The organism is Bradyrhizobium sp. Kon56 (assembly GCF_055807635.1).
This window is the reverse complement of the sequence record NZ_JBVVOU010000596.1, coordinates 1-240: the sequence shown is the minus strand read 5'-3', so window position 1 is coordinate 240 and position 240 is coordinate 1. Positions and strand designations below refer to the sequence as shown.

General features: G+C 57.9%; 1 protein-coding gene. It reads left to right on the top strand.

Annotated elements, in window-relative coordinates:
* Positions 1-240, top strand: a 240-nt coding sequence (locus AC0L3B_RS40195) for a hypothetical protein (RefSeq protein WP_473383584.1), incomplete at both ends; no start/stop codon positions are given.

The following is a 240-nucleotide window of genomic DNA, read 5'->3' as shown; positions in this document are numbered from 1 at the left end:
GCTCAAAGCCGCCGCCGAAAAAATGCAGGACGCGATCAAGGAATATGATGACCTTATCGTGTTTTATAGAAACAAACCGTCTGGCGAACCTGCGGGTGCCGAAGCGCTTATCAGGTCCGGCGCGATCAAACTCAACCAGGGAGCCGATGACCTTGAGGCCGCCTGCAGCGCCGTCACCGACGAGGCAACCCGGCAACGTCTAGTTGCGCAAGTTCGCCATTTCAGGGAGAACGCTGCGCG